This window comes from Kocuria sp. SM24M-10, from assembly GCF_001027955.1.
Lineage (GTDB): Bacteria > Actinomycetota > Actinomycetes > Actinomycetales > Micrococcaceae > Kocuria > Kocuria oceani.
Window position 1 is genome coordinate 19,389 of record NZ_LDNX01000009.1, and the last position, 20,623, is coordinate 40,011.

The 20,623-nt window shown below is 73.5% G+C and carries 18 protein-coding genes; 10 read left to right on the forward strand and 8 right to left on the reverse strand.

Translation table 11 applies throughout. The features are described from left to right. Positions 1-41: 41 nt before the first annotated feature. The 4 genes from ABL57_RS00575 to ABL57_RS00590 form a co-directional block, all read right to left on the reverse strand. Positions 42-1,019: a carbohydrate ABC transporter permease gene (locus tag ABL57_RS00575; protein WP_082157133.1), complete on the reverse strand. Its 978-nt coding sequence runs from the start codon at positions 1,017-1,019 to the stop codon at positions 42-44. Continuing rightward, positions 1,016-2,002, reverse strand: coding sequence for a carbohydrate ABC transporter permease (locus ABL57_RS00580; RefSeq protein ID WP_047801507.1), 987 nt, complete (start codon positions 2,000-2,002; stop codon positions 1,016-1,018). Before ABL57_RS00580 ends, ABL57_RS00575 begins: the two co-directional genes overlap by 4 nt. A 79-nt stretch (positions 2,003-2,081) precedes the next feature. Next, positions 2,082-3,449: an ABC transporter substrate-binding protein gene (locus ABL57_RS00585; protein ID WP_047801508.1), complete on the reverse strand. Its 1,368-nt coding sequence runs from the start codon at positions 3,447-3,449 to the stop codon at positions 2,082-2,084. A 227-nt stretch (positions 3,450-3,676) separates the two neighbouring features. Beyond that, on the reverse strand, positions 3,677-5,260 hold the full coding sequence (locus ABL57_RS00590; RefSeq protein ID WP_047801509.1) for a cation:proton antiporter family protein: 1,584 nt from the start codon (positions 5,258-5,260) through the stop codon (positions 3,677-3,679). 209 nt (positions 5,261-5,469) lie between these two features. On the opposite strand from ABL57_RS00590, the gene ABL57_RS00595 reads away from it, so the two are divergent. The 5 genes from ABL57_RS00595 to ABL57_RS20515 all read left to right on the forward strand — a co-directional run bounded on the left by ABL57_RS00595 (position 5,470) and on the right by ABL57_RS20515 (position 12,352). Then, positions 5,470-6,858 carry an MFS transporter gene (locus ABL57_RS00595; protein ID WP_047801510.1) on the forward strand — a complete coding sequence of 463 codons (1,389 nt, stop codon included), beginning with the start codon at positions 5,470-5,472 and terminating at the stop codon, positions 6,856-6,858. Next, on the forward strand, positions 6,855-7,955 hold the full coding sequence (locus ABL57_RS00600) for a winged helix DNA-binding domain-containing protein (RefSeq protein WP_047801511.1): 1,101 nt from the start codon (positions 6,855-6,857) through the stop codon (positions 7,953-7,955). Before ABL57_RS00595 ends, ABL57_RS00600 begins: the two co-directional genes overlap by 4 nt. 89 nt (positions 7,956-8,044) lie before the next feature. Then, on the forward strand, positions 8,045-8,743 hold the full coding sequence (locus ABL57_RS00605) for a maleylpyruvate isomerase family mycothiol-dependent enzyme (protein ID WP_047801512.1): 699 nt from the start codon (positions 8,045-8,047) through the stop codon (positions 8,741-8,743). A gap of 305 nt (positions 8,744-9,048) precedes the next feature. Further along, complete coding sequence (typA, locus tag ABL57_RS00610; RefSeq protein WP_047801513.1) at positions 9,049-10,962, forward strand: translational GTPase TypA; 1,914 nt, start codon at positions 9,049-9,051, stop codon at positions 10,960-10,962. Between the two features lie 37 nt (positions 10,963-10,999). Next, positions 11,000-12,352, forward strand: coding sequence for a PIG-L family deacetylase (locus ABL57_RS20515; protein WP_047801514.1), 1,353 nt, complete (start codon positions 11,000-11,002; stop codon positions 12,350-12,352). Between the two features lie 146 nt (positions 12,353-12,498). Here the strand turns inward: ABL57_RS20515 and ABL57_RS00620 are convergent, their stop codons facing one another. Then, positions 12,499-12,711 (reverse strand): hypothetical protein, encoded by a 213-nt coding sequence (locus tag ABL57_RS00620; RefSeq protein ID WP_047801515.1) that lies wholly within the window; start codon positions 12,709-12,711, stop codon positions 12,499-12,501. 160 nt (positions 12,712-12,871) lie between these two features. Here ABL57_RS00620 and fdxA point away from each other — a divergent pair, with 160 nt between their 5' ends. From fdxA to ABL57_RS00640, 4 genes are all read left to right on the forward strand, one after another. Further along, positions 12,872-13,201, forward strand: a complete 330-nt coding sequence (gene fdxA, locus ABL57_RS00625; RefSeq protein ID WP_047801516.1) for a ferredoxin — start codon at positions 12,872-12,874, stop codon at positions 13,199-13,201. Further along, positions 13,198-14,343 carry a succinyldiaminopimelate transaminase gene (gene dapC / locus ABL57_RS00630; RefSeq protein ID WP_082157134.1) on the forward strand — a complete coding sequence of 382 codons (1,146 nt, stop codon included), beginning with the start codon at positions 13,198-13,200 and terminating at the stop codon, positions 14,341-14,343. The genes fdxA and dapC overlap by 4 nt, the downstream gene beginning before the upstream one ends. A 160-nt stretch (positions 14,344-14,503) precedes the next feature. Beyond that, positions 14,504-15,802, forward strand: coding sequence for a citrate synthase (locus tag ABL57_RS00635; RefSeq protein WP_047801517.1), 1,299 nt, complete (start codon positions 14,504-14,506; stop codon positions 15,800-15,802). Between the two features lie 90 nt (positions 15,803-15,892). After that, complete coding sequence (locus ABL57_RS00640) at positions 15,893-16,258, forward strand: hypothetical protein (RefSeq protein WP_047801518.1); 366 nt, start codon at positions 15,893-15,895, stop codon at positions 16,256-16,258. Positions 16,259-16,268: 10 nt separating this feature from the next. On the opposite strand, the gene galE is transcribed toward ABL57_RS00640, so the two are convergent. The 3 genes from galE to dapD form a co-directional block, all read right to left on the reverse strand. Then, positions 16,269-17,288 (reverse strand): UDP-glucose 4-epimerase GalE, encoded by a 1,020-nt coding sequence (galE, locus tag ABL57_RS00645; RefSeq protein ID WP_047801519.1) that lies wholly within the window; start codon positions 17,286-17,288, stop codon positions 16,269-16,271. 35 nt (positions 17,289-17,323) lie between these two features. Continuing rightward, the gene (locus ABL57_RS00650; protein ID WP_082157135.1) at positions 17,324-18,247 is read right to left on the reverse strand and encodes a hypothetical protein; all 924 of its coding nucleotides are present in this window, start codon (positions 18,245-18,247) and stop codon (positions 17,324-17,326) included. A gap of 151 nt (positions 18,248-18,398) precedes the next feature. Next, complete coding sequence (gene dapD, locus ABL57_RS00655; protein ID WP_047801520.1) at positions 18,399-19,385, reverse strand: 2,3,4,5-tetrahydropyridine-2,6-dicarboxylate N-succinyltransferase; 987 nt, start codon at positions 19,383-19,385, stop codon at positions 18,399-18,401. A gap of 61 nt (positions 19,386-19,446) precedes the next feature. Here dapD and dapE point away from each other — a divergent pair. Then, positions 19,447-20,623 (forward strand): succinyl-diaminopimelate desuccinylase (gene dapE, locus ABL57_RS00660; RefSeq protein ID WP_082157136.1); only part of this gene is annotated, 1,177 nt, incomplete at its 3' end.

The following is a 20,623-nucleotide window of genomic DNA, read 5'->3' on the forward strand; positions in this document are numbered from 1 at the left end:
GAGTTCCGGGGGCCTCTCCGTGCGCCGGGGCCGGCGGGCGCTCAGCCCTTCACACCACCGGCCAGCAGCCCGCGGACGAAGTAGCGCTGCAGGGCCAGGAACACGATCATCGGCACGACCATGGACACGAAGGCCCCGGCGGAGAGCAGGTGCCACTCCGAGCCGCGCGTGCCGGCGAGCTCCCCGAGGCGCACCGTCAGGGGCGCCACGTTGAGGTTGGAGCCGAAGGTCAGCCCCACGAGCAGGTCGTTCCACACCCACAGGAACTGGAAGATCGCGAAGGACGCGATCGCCGGGACCAGCAGGGGCAGCAGCACCCGGAAGAAGATGGTCACGTGCCCGGCGCCGTCCATCCGCGCGGCCTCGATGAGGGTGCGGGGGATGTCCATCATGAAGTTGTGCAGCAGGAAGATCGCCAGCGGCAGGGCGAAGATCGTGTGCGAGAGCCAGACCGCCCAGAAGGACCCGGCCAGGCCCCACTGGTTGTACTGGGTCAGCAGCGGGATCAGGGTGATCTGGATCGGCACGATCTGCAGCGCGAACACGGACACGAACAGCCAGGACCGGCCGCGGAAGTCGATCCACGCGAACGCGTAGGCGGCCAGCAGGGCCAGCGTGATCGGGATGACCACCGCGGGCACCGTGATCACCACGGAGTTGACGAAGAACGCCGCGAAGCTCGAGGTCGCGGAGCCCGTGATGACCTCCTCGTAGTTGGCCAGGGTCACGGACGGGTCCGCGAAGAACGTCCACCAGCCGGAGCGGCGGATGTCCAGCTCCGGGCGGAAGGAGGTGATCAGCAGGCCCAGCGTGGGGGTCGTCCACAGCACCGCGATGACGACCGCGGCGAGGGAGGCCCACGGCGAGCTGAGCTTCGTCCTCGCCCGAGCGGCCCGCTCCCCGAGGTTCCGGCGCCGCGCCGGGACCACGGTGGTCCCGGCGGGACCGCCGCGCTCCGGGCGGTCGTCCTCGACGAGGTCGTCGGGCGAGGCGGGCGGGATGTTGGCGGCGGTGGTCATCGCTGCTCCTCGGAAAGCTTCATCTGCCGGATGTTGTAGAGCACGATCGGGACGACCAGCACGAACAGCGCCACGGCCAGCGCCGCGCCGATGCCCGGCTGCCCCAGCGGGAAGCTCTGCGTGTAGAACTCGTTGGCCACGATCGAGGTGCCGAAGTTGCCGCCGGTCATCGTGCGGACGATGTCGAAGACCTTCAGGGTCCCCATCGCGATCGTGGTGATGACCACGACGATGGCCGGGCGGATCGAGGGCACGGTGACGGAGGCGAACATGCGCCAGGCCCCGGCGCCGTCGAGCCGCGCGGCCTCCATGATGTCGTCCGGGATGGCCTTGATGGCCGCCGAGAGCACGGTCATCGCGAAGCCGGTCTGGATCCAGATCATCACGGCGATCAGGAAGAAGGTGTTCCAGGGCGGGTCCAGCAGGAACTGCTGGGGCGGCACGCCCAGCCACACCAGCAGCTGGTTGAGCAGGCCCGTCTGCCGGACGCCGGGCTGGTCCGGCTTGAACTCGTAGACGAACTTCCAGATGATCGACGCGCCCACCAGCGAGATCGCCATGGGCAGGAAGATCAGCGTCTTGGCCAGCTTCTCGAACCGGGTCCGGTCCACGAGCACCGCGTACACCAGTCCCACGGCCGTGGCCACGGTGGGCACGAGCAGCACCCACAGGGCGGTGTTGAACAGGACGGTCTGGAACCCGTCCTCGGTCAGGATGGTGCGGTAGTTGTCCAGCCCCACCCAGGTCTGCCGGTCCCGGGCCTGGAAGGAGCCGAGCACGGTGCGGGCGGCCGGGTACAGCAGCCCGAAGACCAGCAGGGCCACGGCCGGGCCCAGGAAGCCCACCAGCGGCACCCAGCGGGGGAGGGAGGGCCGGTCGACGAGCCACAGCACGGCGGCCGTGACCCCGACGAACAGCAGGATCGCCACGCACATGACGAGCAGTTTCTCCGCCGTCGTGTCGGCGTTCAGCAAAAGGTCCACGAAGAGCTCCTCAGGGCTCGGTTCCGGCGGCCGTCGTCGGCGCCGCGGGTCCGTCCGGTGCGTCACGGACGGCCTGCGGTCACTCGGACGGCCAGCTCTTCTCGATGTCGGCCAGGACGGCCTCGCTGTCCTTGCCGAGGGAGATCCAGTCGGTCATGCCGTTCCAGAAGGACCCGGCGCCGACCGCCGCGGGCATGAGGTCCGAGCCGTCGAAGCGGAACACCGCGTTCTCGTCGGTCAGCTGCTCGTAGGCCAGCCTGTCGATCGGGGACTTCAGGTTCTCCGGGTCCAGGCCGGAGTTGGCGGAGATCCAGCCGAACTCGGTGGCCTGGGCCTTGGCGTTGGACCACTCCGGGCTGGTCAGGTAGGCCTGGAAGGCCTGGACCTCGGGCCGGTCGGCGAAGGCGACGGTGAACTCGCCGCCGCCCAGGATCGGCTTCTCGTCCTCGGACTGGCCGGGCAGGTAGAACGCGAACACGTCGCCGTCCTCGGCCACGTTGGTGCCCTCCGGCCAGTTGGCCTGGTAGAAGGACGCCTGGCGGTGCATCCAGCAGGACCCGTCGAGGATCGGCAGGCCGGCGTCGCCGAAGGCCGTGGTGGCGATGGAGCGCACGTCGCCCAGGCCGCCGTTGACCATCTTGTCGTCCTTGAGGATCGCCCCGGCCGCGTCGAGGGCCTCGACGACCTGCGGGTCGTCGAAGGGGATCTCGTGGTTGACCCACTGGTCGTAGACCTCGGGCCCGGCGGTGCGCAGCATGGTGTCCTCGAGCCAGTCGGTGGCCGGCCAGCCGGTGGCGTCGCCGGACTCGATGCCCGCGCACCACGGCTTGGCGCCGGTCCCGGCGATCGTGTCCGAGAGCTCCATGAGCTCGTCCCAGGTCTTGGGCACCTCGTACCCGGCCTCCTCGAACATGGCCGGCGAGTACCAGACGAAGGACTTGGCGTTCGCCCCGAGGGGGGTGCCGTAGAAGGTGCCGTCGACCGTGCCGTACTCCTTCCAGGAGGCGTCGTAGTACTCGTCCACGTTGGCCGCGGCGTCCTCGCCGACCGGCTGGATGACGTCCGGGTGGTCCTCGGCGATGGTCCGGATCAGGCCCGGCTGCGGGACGAACGCGACGTCGGGCGCGCTGCCGGACTGCAGGCGCACGAGCAGCTGCGCCTCGAACTCCCGGGAGCCCTCGTAGACGATGTCCGCGCCGGTGCACTCCTCGAACGGGGCGTAGGAGTCGATGTGGGACTGGTCCTCGGGCGCCACGATCGAGGTGTAGACGCTCACGCTCTTGCCGCTGAGGTCGCCGTACTTCTCGAAGGCGGAGCAGTCGACGTCGCCGCCGGCCGCGGTGGCGTCCTCGGAGCCGCTGTCGCCGCCGCAGGCGGTGAGCGTCACGGCCGCGGCCGTGGCGGCGAGCGCCAGGGTGATGCGTCGGGTGGAGGGGGATGTGGACATGGGCTGTCTCCGATTTCCCGGTCGGCCGGCGGGTGGGCCGGCCATGCGATGGTTTCGACTTCCGCACTCGGAGCCCGGGAAACCACGGGGGTTACCGCCGAGGAACATTTGTGCGAACGCGATGAAGGTACCACAACAGTGACCTGGCACACATTGAGTTCGGGAGTCGAAGACAAGGTGTTGCGAAAGAAAACGTCCGGTCGTCGCCGGCCCCGAGGTCCGGGGCCTCAGTCGGCCCGGCGGCCGAGGGCCTCGACGGTCTCCGCGGCCAGGGCGATCCCGGCGCCGCTGTAGAGGTTGAAGACCGTGCGCACCCCGTGCCCGCGCAGCTCCTGCACCTCGTCGTCGTACTGCGCCACGGCCGCCACGGCCCCCGTGAACCCGGACTCCGTGAGCTGGCGCAGGGCCACGAGGTTGGAGCCGTGGAAGGGCATCGCCAGCACCGCGATCCGCACGTGGCCGGTCGCGATCACCCGCTCCCAGAACTCCTGGTCGGTCGCGTCGGCCTCCTGGACGTCGAAGCCCTGGGCGCACAGCCGCTCGACCCGGTCGGTGGCGTTCTCGATGCCCACCACGGAGAACCCGTACTCCCCGGAGAACTCCTGGTAGGCGGCCTGGCCCACCCGTCCCATGCCCAGCACCAGCACGTCGGCGTGACCGATGTCGATGGGCCGGTCCTCCGGGTGCAGCCGGTGCTCCGGGTGCTCCGGCAGCCGCCGGGCCAGGGTGCCGATGAGGGGGGAGCCGCGCCGGTTGACCAGCGCGGAGACCACGAAGCTGGCCGCGACCGCCACCGAGAGGACCACGAGCCAGCGCTCCGTGAGCATGCCGGCGGACACCCCGATGGCCCCCACGATGAGGGCGAACTCGGAGTGGTTGGCCAGGGCCAGCCCGCCGCGCAGCGACGTCCGGCGGCGCAGCCCGAACAGCCACAGCAGCAGCACGAACAGCATCGACTGCACCGGCACGAGCACCAGCAGTAGCAGGCCCAGGAGCACCGTCATGGAGTCCGGCATGCCGTTGAACCCGATCGAGACGAAGAACGCCACCAGCAGCAGGTCCTTGAGGGTGAACAGGGTCCGGGAGAGCTCGCTCGCGTTCGCGTGCGAGGCCAGGAGCATGCCCACCAGCAGCGCCCCCAGGTCCCCCTTGATGCCCACCGCGGAGAAGGCGAAGTAGCCGGGCACCAGGGCCATGACCACTCCGAACAGCGCCTGCATCTCCCCGTGCCCGATCCGGTCCCAGACCCGGCGGAACACCCAGGCGGCGGGGACCAGCAGCACCAGCCCGAGGGCCCAGGGGCTCGGCGGGTGCTCGTTCGTGGCGGTGATGAACACGACCGCCGCGATGTCCTGCATGATGAGGATGCCGATCGCCACGCGACCGTAGAGGGACGTGGTCTCGCTGCGCTCCTCGAGCACCTTGAACACCAGCACCGTGCTGGAGAAGGACAGCGCGAAGCCCACCAGGGCGAGCGTGGGCAGGTCCGCGTCGGGCAGGGCCAGGCCGGCCAGCATGAACAGCCCCAGGAAGCCGGCGCCCAGCGCCGTGCTCAGCACCATGTGGATCCCGGCGGTGCCCCAGACCTCCTTGCGGAGCAGGAACCGGGCGTCCAGCTTGAGCCCGATGCCGAACAGCATGAGGGTCACGCCGACGTCGGCGAGCTCCTCCACGGCCTCCAGCCGCTCCACGCCCATGCCGTTGAGCACGAAGCCCGCGGCCAGGAACCCCACCAGGGGAGGCAGCCGGAGCAGGACGGCCAGGGCTCCCGCGCCGAAGGCGACGACCAGGTACACGGCGACCGTTGTCACAGCAGGCTCCCTCGCCGGGCCGGTGGGTGGGGACCCTCCCAGTCTAGGGGCGGAGCACCGCCCCGGCGGGGCCGGGGCGGGACGGGCCCCGCCGGCGCCGTCCGGTCCGCGGACCGCCTACAGTGGTCGCAGCGCCGCGGCAGCCCCACGACCGCGGCGTCCCAGCACCGCCGTGGTCGCCGCACCGCGCACAGGGGAAGGACCGGAGCATGCACGAGAGCCCGCGGCCCGCCGGCAGCACGTCCGCGCTGACGCGGTCGCAGCGGCTGGACCGGCTGCCCTACACCACCGAGCACCGGAAGCTGCTCGTCGGCTCCGGCGTCGGCTGGGCGCTGGACGCCATGGACGTCGGCCTCGTGTCGTTCGTGATGGCCGCCCTGGCCCAGCAGTGGGCGCTGAGCTCGGGGGAGCTGTCCCTGCTGGCCTCGATCGGCTTCGTCGGCATGGCGGTGGGGGCCGGCCTGGGCGGGCTGCTCGCCGACCGGATCGGCCGCCGCCAGGTGTTCGCCCTGACCCTGCTCGTCTACGGGCTGGCCACCGGCGCCTCCGCGCTCGCTGGCTCCCTCGCCGCGCTCGTCGTGCTGCGCTTCGTGGTGGGCCTGGGCCTCGGCGCGGAGCTGCCCGTGGCCTCCACCCTCGTCTCCGAGTACTCGCCCCGCCGGATCCGCGGCCGCCTGGTGGTGGTCCTCGAGTCCTTCTGGGCCGTGGGCTGGATCATGGCCGCCCTCATCGGCTACTTCGTGGTGCCGACCTCCCCGGACGGCTGGCGCTGGGCGCTGGTCGTCGGCCTGGTGCCGGCCGCCTACGCGGTGGTCGTGCGCCGGGCGCTGCCCGAGTCCGTGCGCTTCCTGGAGAGCCGCGGCCGCGCGGACGAGGCGGAGGCGGCCGTGCGCGCGTTCGAGCGCGCCCCGGCCCTGGGCCGGTCCCGGCCGGAGTCCGAGGAGCAGGCCCGGGCCGCCGAGCCCGCCGCCGCGCCGGCGAGCGGGACGGGCGGCCTCTGGTCGGCCGGGCTGCGGCGGCGCACCGGGGCGCTGTGGACCGTGTGGTTCTGCGTCAACTTCGCCTACTACGGGGCGTTCACCTGGCTGCCCACGCTGCTCCTCCAGCAGGGCTTCACCCTGACCACGTCCTTCGGCTACGTCCTGGTCATCACGCTCGCCCAGCTGCCCGGCTACGCGGCGGCCGCCTGGCTGATCGAGGTCTGGGGCCGGCGGATCACCCTGGCGGCCTTCCTCGGGGGCTCCGCGGTGAGCGCGGTGCTGTTCGGCATCGTCTCGGTCGGCGCCGTCGTGCTCCCCTGGCAGGTGATCGGCTCCGGGATGGCCCTGTCCTTCTTCAACCTGGGCGCCTGGGGCGCGCTGTACGCCATCGGCCCCGAGCTGTACCCCACCGCGCTGCGCGGGACGGGCACCGGCGCCGCCGCCGCGTTCGGCCGGATCGCCTCCATCCTCGCCCCGCTGTCGGTGCCGGTGCTGCTGGGCCTGGGCGGGGAGCGCTACGACCTCGTCGTGGTCTTCGCGGTCTTCGGGGCCGCGTTCCTCGTGGCCGCGGCCGCCACGTTCGCCCTGCCCGAGCAGCGCGGCCGGACCCTGGCATGACGTCCCCGCCCGTCCTCGGCGACCGGGAGATCGGCCTCGCCCGGCTGGCCGCCCACGGGCTCGTGCGCCCCGCCGACGCGGCCCCCGAGGACGTCGTGCGCGCCCTCGGGGCCGTCCAGGCCCAGGACCTGCCCGGCGCCCTCGTGTCGGTCGGGCTGCGCCGGGGCGCCGGGGCCGCCGGGGTGCGCGAGGCCTTCGCCGAGGGCCGGATCGTGCGCACGTGGCCCATGCGCGGGACCCTGCACCTGGTGCCCGCCGAGGAGCTGCGGGCGTGGCTGGCCGTGCTCGGGCCCCGCACCGTCTCCGCGACGGCGGCCCGCCGGCGCGAGCTGGGCGTCGACGAGCGCCTGGACGCCGCCCGGGAGACCGCCCTGGCGGCGCTGCGCCACGGGCCGCAGCCCCGGGAGCGGCTGCACGCCGCGTGGGAGGAGGCCGGGCTGCTGGGCGCCCCGGGCCGGGCCTACCACCTCATGCTCGCCCTGCACCTGGACGCGACCCTGTGCATGGGCCCCCTGGCCGCCGGAGCTCGCGACCAGCTCGTGGTCCCCGTGGCGGACTGGGTCCCGGAGACCTGGGAGGCGCCCGGCCGGGCCCCCGCCCCCGGGGCGCCGCCCGTCGTCGTGCGCTGGGTGCGCCGCTACCTGCGCAGCCACGGCCCGGCCTCCGTCGCCGACGCCGCCCGCTGGGCGGCGCTGCCGCGCGCCACGGTGCGCGCCGCGGTGGCGGTGCTCGACGACGTCGTGGCCGTGCACGACGCCCGCGGCCAGGAGCTGTGGTGCGCCCCCGAGGTGCTCGGGGCCGCGGTGCGGGCGGACCGGCGGGCCGCCGGGGTGCACCTGCTGCCGCCGTTCGACGAGTACGTCCTGGGCTACGGGGACCGCTCCCACATGCTGGCCGGCCGGCACGCCGCGCGCATCGTCCCCGGCGCCAACGGGGTCTTCAAGCCCACGGTCGTGGCCGGCGGACGCGTGGTGGGCACCTGGGGGCGCAGCCGCCGGGCGAGCTCGCCGGGACTCGTGCTGGAGCCCTTCGAGGAGCTCTCGGCCACCCGCCGCGGGGCCGCCGAGCGGGCGTTCGCGCGCCTGCCGGTCCTCTGACCCGGCCCCGGGCCGGGCGGCGGGCGGACTCGGCGGCCGGCCGTGGCCGGCGGTGGCCGGGCTCACACGTCGCTGGATAGGGTGGGCCCATGAGCGATCCCACCCGCCTGCACACCGACCTGTCCCGCCTCGGGCGCGAGACCGACAGCTTCATCGCCACGGCGGAGTCCCTCTCCGCGGAGGAACTGGCCGCGCCCTCGCTGTGCGGCGGCTGGAGCCGCGCCCACGTCGTCGCCCACCTCGCCTCCAACGGGCGGGCCCTCGTCCGGCTGGTCGACTGGGCCGTCACGGGCCGGGAGCAGCGTCCCTACGCGTCCCCCGAGGCCCGCAACCGGGAGATCGACGAGCTCGCCGCCCTGCCCCGCGAGGAGCTGCTGCGCCGGACCCGCGAGAGCGCGGACTACTTCGCCGAGCAGTGCGAGCGGCTGGGCGGGGACCTGGCCGTGGACGAGGTGCACATGCACGGCAAGCGGATCCCCGCCCTCGCCGTCGTGGCGCTGCGGAACTCGGAGATCGTCGTCCACCACCACGACCTCGACGCGGCCTGGACCCTGGAGCGGGCCGAGCCGGACTCGCTGCTCGACGCCCTCGAGGCGGCGGTGCGCACCATGCGCGCCAAGGACGCCCCCGGGACGACCCTGGTGAGTGAGGAGGGCGACGAGTGGGTGATCGGCGACGGCGCCGCGCGCGTCCGGTCCGACCGCGCCGGGCTGCTGGCGTGGCTGGCGCGCGGGCAGACGGAGCGCGTCACGGCGGAGGACCGCCTGCCGGTGCTGCCCGCCTGGTGAGCCCCGCCCCGGCGCGCCCCCGCCGACCCCCGACGGGTGCGGTGCCTTCCCGGGAACGAGCAGGGGAGTCCGCCGCAGCACCGGGGCCCGGCGCCGCGGGGGCGGGGGCGGCGGAGCGCCGGGGTCGGCGGGGTCACAGCTTCCCGGGGTGCCGCGCGGGCGGTCCCGCAAGGTAGACTGTTCGGTGGCCCGCTGTGCGGGCGCCCCCGCCCGGGTCCCTCCGGGTGCGCGGCGGCGCCCCGGCCGCACCCATCGGGAGGGCTGCACCTCCCCCCGCATCTCCACCCGAAGAGAGACCCACGCGTATGTCTGTAACCTCCACCACCGCCCAGCGCGCCGACCTCCGCAACGTGGCCATCGTGGCCCACGTCGACCACGGCAAGACCACCATCGTGGACGCGATGCTCCAGCAGACGCACGCGTTCTCGTCCCACGGTGAGGTCGAGGAGCGCGTGATGGACTCCGGTGACCTGGAGCGCGAGAAGGGGATCACGATCCTCGCCAAGAACACCACGGTGTTCTACGACGGTCCCTCCGCCGATGGGGAGACCATCACCATCAACGTCATCGACACCCCCGGCCACGCCGACTTCGGCGGCGAGGTCGAGCGCGGCCTGTCCATGGTCGACGGCGTCGTGCTGCTCGTGGACGCCTCCGAGGGGCCGCTGCCCCAGACCCGCTTCGTGCTGCGCAAGGCGCTCGAGGCGAAGCTGCCCGTGATCCTCGTGGTCAACAAGGTGGACCGCCCCGACGCCCGGATCGAGGAGGTCGTGGGCGAGTCCATGGACCTGCTCCTGGGCCTGGCCTCCGACATCTCCGAGGACGAGCCCGATCTCGACCTCGACGCCGTCCTGAACGTGCCCGTGGTCTACGCCGCGGGCCGCGACGGCCGGGCCTCCCTCGAGCAGCCCGCCAACGGCTCGCTGCCGGACAACGAGGACCTGGAGCCGCTGTTCAAGACGATCATCGAGCACGTCCCGGCCCCCTCCTACGACCCCGAGGGAGTGCTGCAGGCCCACGTGACCAACCTGGACGCCTCCCCGTTCCTGGGCCGCCTCGCCCTCCTGCGGATCTTCAACGGCACCCTCAAGAAGGGCCAGACCGTGGCCTGGGCGCGGGCGGACGGCGAGCTGAAGAACGTGCGGATCTCCGAGCTGCTGGCCACCAAGGGCCTGGACCGGGTCCCGGCCGAGTCCGCCGGCCCCGGTGAGATCGTGGCCGTGGCCGGGATCGAGGACATCACCATCGGCGAGACCCTCACCGACCCGGAGAACCCGCAGCCCCTGCCCCTGATCACGGTGGACGACCCCGCGATCTCCATGACCATCGGCATCAACACCTCCCCGCTGGCCGGCCGCGTCAAGGGCGCCAAGGTGACCGCCCGCCAGGTCAAGGACCGCCTCGACAAGGAGCTCGTCGGCAACGTCTCGCTCAAGGTGCTCCCCACCCAGCGCCCGGACGCCTGGGAGGTCCAGGGCCGTGGTGAGCTGGCCCTGGCCATCCTCGTGGAGCAGATGCGCCGCGAGGGCTTCGAGCTGACCGCCGGCAAGCCGCAGGTGGTCACCAAGACCGTCGACGGCAAGGTGCACGAGCCCTACGAGCACATGACCATCGACGTGCCGGACGAGTTCCTCGGCGCCGTGACCCAGCTGATGGCCGGCCGCAAGGGCCGCATGGAGGCCATGGCCAACCACGGCACCGGCTGGGTGCGCATGGAGTTCAAGGTCCCCTCCCGCGGGCTCATCGGCTTCCGCACGAAGTTCCTCACCGAGACCCGCGGCGCCGGCATCGCCTCCTCCTACGCCGACGGCTACGAGCCGTGGGCCGGGGACATCGAGTACCGCACCAACGGGTCGATGATCGCCGACCGCGCCGGCGTGGTCACCCCGTTCGCGATGATCAACCTGCAGGAGCGCGGCTCCTTCTTCGTGGAGCCGACCTCCGAGGTCTACGAGGGCATGATCGTCGGCGAGAACTCCCGCGCCGACGACATGGACGTGAACATCACGAAGGAGAAGAAGCTCACCAACATGCGTGCGGCCTCCTCCGACACCTTCGAGAACCTCACGCCCCCGCGCAAGCTGACCCTCGAGGAGTCCCTCGAGTTCGCCCGCGAGGACGAGTGCGTGGAGGTCACCCCGGAGTCCATCCGGATCCGCAAGGTGGTCCTCGACGCCAACGAGCGGCTGAAGGCCAACCGCGCCCGCGCCCGGGCCTGAGCCGCCGGCCCGGCAGACGAGCGCAGCAGGCCCGGTCGTGACCCAGCCCGTCCCGTACTACCCCGAGCAGGGCGTCCTCGTGCGCGAGGACGCCCTGCCGGGGCTGCTGCCCGCCGGGCTGCGCCCGGAGGACGCCCGGCTGCTGTTCGTGCACGCCCACCCCGACGACGAGTCCATCGCCACGGGCGCCACGATGGGCCGGTACGCGGAGCTGGGCGCCAAGGTCGTGCTGCTCACCATGACCCGCGGGGAGCGCGGGGAGGTGATCCCCGAACCCCTGCGCGGGCTCGAGGTCGGCCGTCCCGGCTGCACCGACGACGGCACCGCACTGGGCCGCTACCGCGTCGGGGAGCTCGACGACGCCGCCGCCGCGCTGGGGCTGGCCGACCGCTTCTTCGCGGGCGAGCCCCCCGCCCTGGACCCCGCCGTGGGCTTCGCCGGCGGCACGGGCCACTACCACGACTCCGGGATGTCCTGGGGCCCCGACGGCCGGGCGGCCCCGGCCGGGGACTCCTCCCCGCACAGCCTCACCGCGGCGTCCGCCGAGGAGGCCGCCGCGCACGTCGCCGCGGCCGTGCGCGCCGTCCGCCCGCACGTGCTCGTCACCTACGACGACGACGGCGGCTACGGCCACCCCGACCACGTCCGCACGGCCGCCGTCGCGGTGCGCGGCGCGGAGCTGGCCGCCCGTCCCGGCACGGACGCGCCGGGCGGGACCGCACAGCCCTGGCGCACCCCTGTCCTGTGGGCCGTCGAGGGGGAGGCCCGGGCGGACGACCCCCGCCCGCAGGCCGCGGTGCACGGCTCCGCCGAGCGCAAGCGGGCCGCCATGGCCGCCCACGCGACCCAGCTGGTGCTCGCCGAGGACGGCAGCCGCTTCGCCCTGTCCAACGGGGTCTGGCAGTCCTTCAGCGCCCTGGAGACCTTCCGGCTGCTCGCCGGGGACCCGGGCGCCTCCGCGGAGCCGATGCGCACAGACGCCGGCCCGGCCTCGCTGCCCACCACCCTGGTGACCTCGGTCGCCGCCGGTCTGGCCGGCGCGAGCGTGGCCACGGTGCTGCACGGGGCGGTCTGGTACGCGCCCGCGGGCTGGTGGCTCCCGTGGGGACTGCTCTTCGCCGCGGCCCTGCTGCTGAGCGTGTCCCTGTGGGTCGGCACCGCGACCCGCCGGGTGTGGGCCGCCGCCGTGCCCGGGCTGATCGGCTACCTCGTCTCCTGGTTCTTCGCCTACGGCGGGGACGGCTCCGTGATCGTGGTGACCGACCCGGGCACCGTGGTCGGCGTCCTGGGCCTGGCCTGGTTCGTGGTGGTGTTCGCGGTGACGATCGCCTCCGTGCTCGTCACGGGCCGCTGGGTACGCGCCCGGCGGCGGGCGGCCCGCCCCGCCTGAGCGCCCGGCCGCGGCCCCGGCGTCCGCCGGGGCGCCCCGAGCCGTACGGGCCCGGCCGCACCTCCGGGGCCCGTCGGGTCTGCCTCCGTCCCGCTCTGCCGTCCCGCACAGGCGCCTCGCTCAGCCGTTCCGCTCAGCCGCCCTGCTCAGCCGCCGCGCGGACGCCGGCGCGGCGGGGGCGGCGGCACCACCCGGGCGGCCCGCACCGCCGCGGCGGGGATCAGCACGTCCCCGCGCCGGGTGCGCACCGTGACCGTCCCGGCGCCCCCGCCGAGGTCCGGATCCACCAGCTCGCCCAGGGCGTCGGTGAGCGGCAGCCCGGAGGCGTCGTCGGCGGGCAGGGCGTAGCGCACGCTCACCCGTGTACCGGAGGGCAGGCCCGCGAGCAACTCCACGGCCGCGGATGACGGAACGGGGGAGGACGTTGAGCCGGATGTCGGGGAGACCATGGCTGTCATCGTAGCCAGGTCACGGTGGCTAGACTGGTCGGAGAATCCCAGCAGAAAGGTGTGAAACGCCGTGACCTATGTCATCGCCCAGCCCTGTGTCGACGTCAAGGACAAGGCCTGCGTCGAGGAGTGCCCCGTCGACTGTATCTACGAGGGGGAGCGCTCGCTCTACATCCACCCCGACGAGTGCGTGGACTGCGGCGCGTGCGAACCGGTCTGCCCCGTCGAGGCCATCTACTACGAGGACGACACCCCCGAGGAGTGGGCCGACTACTACAAGGCCAACGTCGAGTTCTTCGACGACCTCGGCTCCCCGGGCGGGGCCGCCAAGCTCGGCAACACCCACACGGACCACCCGATGATCGCGGCCCTGCCCCCGCAGAACCAGGGCGCCCAGTGACCGAGACGGCACGGTCCTTCGGCCTCGCCCTCCCGGACTACCCGTGGGACACGATGGCGCCGTACCGCGCCGTCGCCGCGGAGCACCCGGACGGGGTCGTGGACCTGTCCATCGGCACGCCCGTGGACCCCACCCCGCTGGTGGTCCAGGACGCGCTCGCCGCCGCCGCGGACGCCCACGGCTACCCGACCACCCACGGCACGCCCGCCCTGCGGGAGGCCGTGGTGGCCTGGTACGCCCGCCGCCGCGGCGTGCCCGGCCTGGACCCGGCCGCGGTCATGCCCACGGTCGGCTCCAAGGAGCTCGTCGCGTGGCTGCCGCTGCTGCTCGGCCTGCGCCCGGGGGACGTGCTCGTGCGCCCCACGGTGGCGTACCCCACCTACGACATCGGGGCGCAGCTGGCCGGCGCCGAGGCGGTCGCCGCCGACGACCTCGACGAGCTGGAGGACGAGGTCCGCGCCCGGGTGCGCCTGGTCTGGCTGAACTCGCCGGCCAACCCGACCGGCATCGTGCGCGACGCCGGGTCGCTGCGCCGCGTCGTCGACCAGGCCCGGGACCTCGGGGCGGTGGTCGTCTCCGACGAGTGCTACGCCGAGCTCGGCTGGGGCGCGTGGGACGTCCAGCAGGGCGGGGCGCCCGTCCCCTCCGTGCTGGACCCGCGGGTCAGCGGAGGGGACACGTCCCTGCTGCTCTCCGCGTACTCGCTGTCGAAGCAGTCCAACGCCGCCGGCTACCGTGCCGCGTTCCTGGCCGGCGACGCCCGGCTGATGGCCAACCTGGTGAACTCGCGCAAGCACGCCGGGATGATCGTCCCGGCCCCCGTCCAGGAGGCCATGCGGGTCGCCCTCGGCGACGACGCCCACGTGCACGCGCAGAAGGCGCTCTACCGGGCCAGGCGCGACCGCCTGGTGCCCGCCGTGGAGGCGTTCGGGCTGCGCGTGGAGCACTCCGAGGCCGGGCTCTACCTGTGGTGCACGGCCGGGGAGGACACCTGGTCCACGGTCCAGCGCCTCGCCGAGCGGGGCGTCGTGGTGGGCCCGGGCGTCTTCTACGGGACGGCCGGGGAGGGGTACGTGCGGCTCGCGCTCACCGCCACGGACGAGCGGATCGACGCCGCCGCGCAGCGGCTCTCCCGCCGCTGAGGCGCTCCCGCGCGGCGCCGGGATTGGTCCGCCCGCCGACGGAACAGGTAGGTTGGACCCTGACGATCGCTGTGTCCCGAGACACGCCCGTGCTGCGCCACCGGTGCCGCCCGGCAGGGCCGCCCCGGACACCGAAATCCACTCGCGGAGGACGAAGAACATGACCGAGTCTGCACAGAAGACCGAGACCGCCCAGCTCGACTACGGCAACGGCGGACGGCTCGAGCTGCCCGTCCAGGACGCCACCGTGGGCAACCGCGGATACGCGATCACGAACCTGCTCAAGGAGACCGGCAACGTCGCCTTCGACCCCGGGTTCATGAACACCGCCAACGCGCGCTCGGCCGTGACCTACATCGACGGCAACAACGGCATCCTGCGCTACCGCGGCTACCCGATCGAGGAGCTCGCCCAGCATTCGACGTTCATCGAGACCGCGTACCTGCTGATCTACGGGGAGCTGCCCACCCCGGCCCAGCTCGAGGACTTCGACACCCGGGTGCGCCGGCACACCATGGTCCACGAGGACCTCAAGAGCTTCTTCAACGGGTTCCCGCGCAACGCGCACCCCATGCCCGTGCTCTCCTCGGCGGTCTCGGCGCTGTCCACGTTCTACGCGGACTCCCTCGACCCCTTCGACCAGGAGCAGGTGGAGATCTCCACGATCCGGCTGCTCGCCAAGGTCCCGACCCTGGCCGCGTACGCCTTCAAGAAGTCCAAGGGCGAGCCGATGCTCTACCCGCAGAACGACCTCAGCTACACGGAGAACTTCCTCCGCATGTGCTTCGGGGTGCCGGCCGAGGACTACGAGATCGACCCGACGATGGCCAAGGCCCTCGACGTGCTCCTGATGCTGCACGCCGACCACGAGCAGAACTGCTCCACCTCCACGGTGCGGCTGGTGGGCTCGTCCCACGCCAACATGTTCGCCTCGGTCTCCGCCGGCATCAACGCCCTCTACGGCCCGCTGCACGGCGGCGCGAACGAGGCCGTGCTCGCGATGCTCAACCGGATCCAGCAGGAGGGCGTCAAGCCCGAGGAGTTCATGGAGAAGGTCAAGAACAAGGAGTCCGGCGCCCGGCTCATGGGCTTCGGCCACCGCGTGTACAAGAACTACGACCCGCGCGCGCGCATCGTCAAGGACTACGCCCACGACATCCTCCAGAAGCTGGGCGGCAACGACCAGCAGCTCGACATCGCGATGCGGCTCGAGGAGAAGGCCCTCGCCGACGACTACTTCGTGGAGCGCAAGCTGTACCCGAACGTCGACTTCTACACGGGCCTGATCTACAAGGCGATGGGCTTCCCGGAGAAGATGTTCACCGTCCTGTTCGCCATCGGCCGGCTGCCGGGCTGGATCGCGCAGTGGCGCGAGATGATCGAGGACCCGGAGACCAAGATCGGCCGCCCGCGCCAGCTCTACGTGGGCGAGGCCGAGCGGCACTACCCGCAGGACTGAGCCGCACCGCCGGCGGCCGGGCCCGCGTCCCCCGAGGGGGCGCGGGCCCGGCCTTTTCCTCCTGCCGCGCGCCCCGGTAGGGTGCGGACCATGGACGAGCAGCGGCGCACCCCCGAACGGATCACCGAGCTGGGCCCGGACGAGGTCTTCGTCTTCGGCTCCAACGCCCGCGGCGCGCACGGGGCCGGCGCGGCGCGGACCGCGGTGGAGCGCTTCGGCGCGGTGCCGGGGCAGGGCCACGGGCTGCAGGGGCGCTCCTACGCGATCGACAGCATGAGTGGGTTCCCCGCCCTGGCGCGCGAGGCGGCCGTGTTCGTGGACTTCGCCCGCGCCCACCCGGAGCTGACCTTCTGGCTCACCCGGGTGGGCACCGGCATCGCCGGCCACGACGAGCGCCGGGTCGCGGCGCTGTTCGCCGACGCACCGCCCAACGTGGTGCGCCCGCCGGGCTGGTGAGCCCGGGGCCTCAGGACCCGGCGTAGCCCTCCGGGTTGCTCCTCTGCCAGTTCCAGTGGTCGCGGCACATCGTGTCGATGTCCCGCTCGGCCGACCAGCCCAGCTCGGCCAGGGCCGTGGAGGGGTCGGCGTAGGAGACGGCCGCGTCCCCGGGACGCCGGGCCGCGACCTCGTAGGGGATGCGGCGCCCGGACGCCCGCTCGAACGCGGCGTGCACCTCGAGCACCGAGTAGCCCTTGCCCGTGCCCAGGTTCCAGGTGTGCACCCCGCCGTGCCGGGCGAGGTGGTCGAGGGCCCGGAGGTGGCCGTCCGCGAGGTCGACGACGTGGATGTAGTCGCGCACCCCGGTGCCGTCGGCGGTGGGGTAGTCGTCGCCGAACACGCGCAGCTTCTCGCGCCGGCCCACGGCCACCTGGGCGATGAACGGCAGCAGGTTGTTCGGCACGCCGGTGGGGTCCTCCCCGATCCGGCCGGACTCGTGGGCGCCCACGGGGTTGAAGTAGCGCAGCAGGGCCACGCTCCAGGACGGGTCCGAGGCGGCGAGGTCCACCAGCATGTCCTCGATGTGCTCCTTGGTGCGGCCGTACGGGTTCTGCGCGTCCATGGGCTGCTTCTCGGTCAGCGGCATCTCCTCCGGGGCGCCGTAGACCGTGGCGGAGGAGGAGAACACGATGGAGCGGCAGCCGTGTTCCTCCATGGCCTCCAGCAGGTTCAGTGTGCCGGTCACGTTGGTGCGGTAGTACCTCAGCGGATGCTCGGCCGACTCGCCCACGGCCTTGAGCCCGGCGAAGTGGATCACCGCCTCCGGCCGGTGCTGCGCGAACAGGGCGTCGAGCCCGGCCGGGTCCAGCAGGTCGACCTCGGCGAACGCGGTCGCCGGACGGCCCGCGAGCTCCTCCACGCGCTCCAGGGAGGTCCGCGAGGAGTTGGCGAGGTTGTCCATCACGACGACGTCGTGGCCGGCCTCCAGCAGGGCGAGGACGGTGTGCGAGCCGATGTAGCCGGTTCCTCCGGCGACGAGAATTCTCATGCGCCCAGCGTATCGGCCCGGCCGTGGGCGGGGCCTCAGCGGCTCGCGAGGACCAGCACGACGTCCTGTGCCGGCGGGGGGCCGTCCGGGTGGGCCTCGGCGCCGTCCACCCAGCCGGGGGCGGGGGCGAAGCGGGTGGTCCGCTGGTCGGCTCGGACCCAGCTGCGCCCGTCGAAGGAGACCTCGGCGATGCCCAGCCGCTCGGCGGAGGCGACCGCCCAGTGCGCCACCGCCCAGCCGGTGGGCCCGGAGGGGGCGGGGACGACCACCCGGCCGGCCTCGGCGCGCGCCGCGGGGGCCGCGGCGCCGAAGGCGGCGCCCAGGGCGTCGGCGGCGGCGGCCGCGTCCCCGGGCTGCTCGGGATCGGCGAGCACGCAGTTCAGGGACGCCTCGGTGCCCCCGGTCAGGCTGTCGGCGAAGGCCCGGGCCAGGGGCTCGTGCCGGGCGTAGGCGTCCGGGTGCCCGGAGCGCTGGACCGCCTGGGCGGCCTCGGTCACGGACAGCCCGGCGTAGTCCACCTCGGCGAGCCGGTCGTAGAAGACGCCGGTGGCGTAGGACGGGTCCATGACCTGCTCGACCGTGCCCCAGCCCTGGGACGGGCGTTGCTGGAAGAGGCCCACGGAGTCGCGGTCCCCGTAGTCGATGTTGACCAGCTGGGACTCCTGCATGGCCGTGGCCAGGGCCACGACCGCCGCGTACGGGTCCGTGCCGCGCCGGACGGACTCGGCGGTGATCAGCGCCGCGTTGGCCGCCTGCTCGGAGGACAGGGTGTGCCGCCGGCGCTGTCCGTCCGGGTCCGTGGTGGCGACCACGCAGCGGGGCTCGCCGGCCGAGGGCCGCCCCGCCCGCAGCTCGACGACCACGAGGGCCCCGGCGGCGAGCACGGCGCAGACCAGCACCAGCACGAACAGCGACAGCCCGGCCGACCTGGTGCGGCGGCCGGAGGCGGGGGAGGACACGGGGGCTCCTGGACGGGCGGGGAGACGGGGGGCGGAGTGGATCTCGGCCGAGCTCCGCGGGACCGGGTGTCCGGTCCCGCGGACCTCGGCCGGCGGCGGAGGCCCGCCGGCGTGGCTGCTCGGCCGGCGGAAGCTCAGCCGGGGCGGGTGCTCAGTTGGCGTGCAGGGCCGCGTTGAGCTCCACGGTCCGGCCGGCGCGTGGCAGCACCTCGACCGTGCCGGTGAGCGAGTTGCGGCGGAACAGCAGGTTCGGGACGCCGGAGAGCTCCGAGGCCTTGGCCGTGGACTGCGCCCCGTCGGCGAGCACGCTCACCCGCGTGCCGGCGGTGACGTACAGGCCGGCCTCGACCACGCAGTCGTCGCCGAGGGAGATGCCCACGCCGGAGTTCGCCCCGAGGAGCACGCGCTCGCCCACGGTGATCCGCTCCTTGCCGCCGCCGGAGAGGGTGCCCATGATGGACGCGCCGCCGCCGACGTCCGTGGCGTCGCCCACGACCACGCCGGCGCTGATCCGGCCCTCGACCATGGACTGGCCGAGCGTACCGGCGTTGAAGTTCACGAAACCCTCGTGCATCACCGTGGTGCCGGCGGCCAGGTGGGCGCCGAGCCGGATCCGGTTGGCGTCGCCGATCCGCACGCCCGAGGGCACCACGTAGTCCACCATCCGCGGGAACTTGTCGACGCTGTGCACGGTCACGTGCCCGCCGGTGGCCTTCATCCGCAGCAGGGCGAAGGTGAGCTCCTCGGCGAGCACGGGGCCGCGGTCGGTCCAGGCGACGTTGGCGAGCAGGCCGAACACGCCGTCGAGGTTCACGGTGTTGGGCCGCACGAGGCGGTGGGAGAGCAGGTGCAGGCGCAGGTACGCGTCGGCGGCGTCGCCGGGGGCGGCGTCGAGGTCGACGACCGTCTCGACGATCTCGCTGCGGATGTTGCGGTCCGGGTCGGCGGTGGCCGCCAGCCGCAGATCGGCGTCGAGGGAGGTGTCGACCGCGTCGGACAGCGCCGGGGCCGGGTACCAGACGTCGAGGACGGTGCCCTCCTGGGGGCCGGAGGCCACGACGGTGGCCAGGCCCAGACCGGAGGCGGGGCGACCGGCGGCGGGACGGCCGGCGGCGGGACGGGAGGTGGGAGAAGTCATGGCGTCCATCCTACGGGGGAGGCCGGACCCGGATCGATCCGGCCCCAGGGGCCCCGCCGCTATGCTGGCAGCCATGATCGCACCCGACCTCGACCTCGCCGCGGACCCTGCCGAGCTCACCGCCGACCTCATCGACCTGGAGTCCGTCTCCGGCGGCGAGGGGCCCATCGCCGACGCCGTCGAGGCGGCGCTGCGCCGGCTGCCGCACCTCACGGTGCACCGGGACGGGGACGCCGTGCTCGCCCGCACCGAACTGGGCCGGGACGAGCGGGTGGTGCTCGCCGGGCACCTCGACACCGTGCCCCTGCCCACCGTGCCCGGCGCCCGCGGGACCGTGCCCTCCTCGTGGGAGGAGGCCGACGGCCACCGCGTGCTCTACGGGCGCGGTGCCACCGACATGAAGGGCGGCGTGGCCGTCCAGCTGGCCCTCGCGGCCGCCCTGACCGAGCCCAACCGGGACGTCAGCTACGTCTTCTACGACCACGAGGAGGTCGACGCCGCGGCCAGCGGCCTGGGGCGGCTGCAGCGCAACGCCCCGGAGCTGCTCGAGGCGGACTTCGCGGTGCTCCTCGAGCCCACGGACGGGACGGTGGATGGCGGCTGCAACGGCACGATGCGCTTCCGGATCACCACCACCGGGCGCGCGGCCCACTCGGGGCGGTCCTGGATCGGGGAGAACGCCATCCACAAGCAGGCCGACGTCCTGGCCCGCCTGGCCGCCTACACCCCGCGGACGATCACCGTGGAGGGCCTCGACTACCGGGAGGGCCTCAACGCGACCGGGATCGGCGGCGGCGTGGCCGGCAACGTCGTCCCCGACACCGCCCACGTGGAGATCAACTACCGCTTCGCCCCGGACAAGACCCCGGAGCAGGCCGTCGCCCACGTCCGGGAGGTCTTCGCCGGCTACGAGCTGGAGTTCACCGACCTCTCGGCCGCGGCCCGCCCCGGCCTGGACCGCCCCGCCGCCGCGGCGTTCGTGGCCGCGGTGGGCCAGGAGCCCAAGCCGAAGTACGGCTGGACCGACGTGGCCCGCTTCTCCGCGATGGGCGTGCCGGCGGTGAACTTCGGTCCTGGCGACGCCCTGCTCGCGCACACCGACGACGAGCACGTGAGCGCCGAGGCCGTGCGGGAGTGCTACCGGGCCCTCGGCCGGCTTGGTGGCGCCTCCCGTGCGGTAGCTGAGGAACCGGGAGAGCCACGCCGCCAGCAGCGTCAGCAGGTAGTTGATCAGCACG

Excerpts from the sequence above, each read along its gene's own strand:
- ABL57_RS00600 (WP_047801511.1), top strand. The coding sequence starts at position 6,855 with ATGACGTCCCCGCCCGTCCTCGGCGACCGGGAGATCGGCCTCGCCCGG.
- ABL57_RS00575 (WP_082157133.1), bottom strand. The coding sequence starts at position 1,019 with ATGACCACCGCCGCCAACATCCCGCCCGCCTCGCCCGACGACCTCGTC.
- ABL57_RS00595 (WP_047801510.1), top strand. The coding sequence starts at position 5,470 with ATGCACGAGAGCCCGCGGCCCGCCGGCAGCACGTCCGCGCTGACGCGG.
- ABL57_RS00635 (WP_047801517.1), top strand. The coding sequence starts at position 14,504 with ATGACCGAGTCTGCACAGAAGACCGAGACCGCCCAGCTCGACTACGGC.
- typA (WP_047801513.1), top strand. The coding sequence starts at position 9,049 with ATGTCTGTAACCTCCACCACCGCCCAGCGCGCCGACCTCCGCAACGTG.
- galE (WP_047801519.1), bottom strand. The coding sequence starts at position 17,288 with ATGAGAATTCTCGTCGCCGGAGGAACCGGCTACATCGGCTCGCACACC.
- dapD (WP_047801520.1), bottom strand. The coding sequence starts at position 19,385 with ATGACTTCTCCCACCTCCCGTCCCGCCGCCGGCCGTCCCGCCGCCGGT.
- ABL57_RS00585 (WP_047801508.1), bottom strand. The coding sequence starts at position 3,449 with ATGTCCACATCCCCCTCCACCCGACGCATCACCCTGGCGCTCGCCGCC.
- ABL57_RS00605 (WP_047801512.1), top strand. The coding sequence starts at position 8,045 with ATGAGCGATCCCACCCGCCTGCACACCGACCTGTCCCGCCTCGGGCGC.
- ABL57_RS00640 (WP_047801518.1), top strand. The coding sequence starts at position 15,893 with ATGGACGAGCAGCGGCGCACCCCCGAACGGATCACCGAGCTGGGCCCG.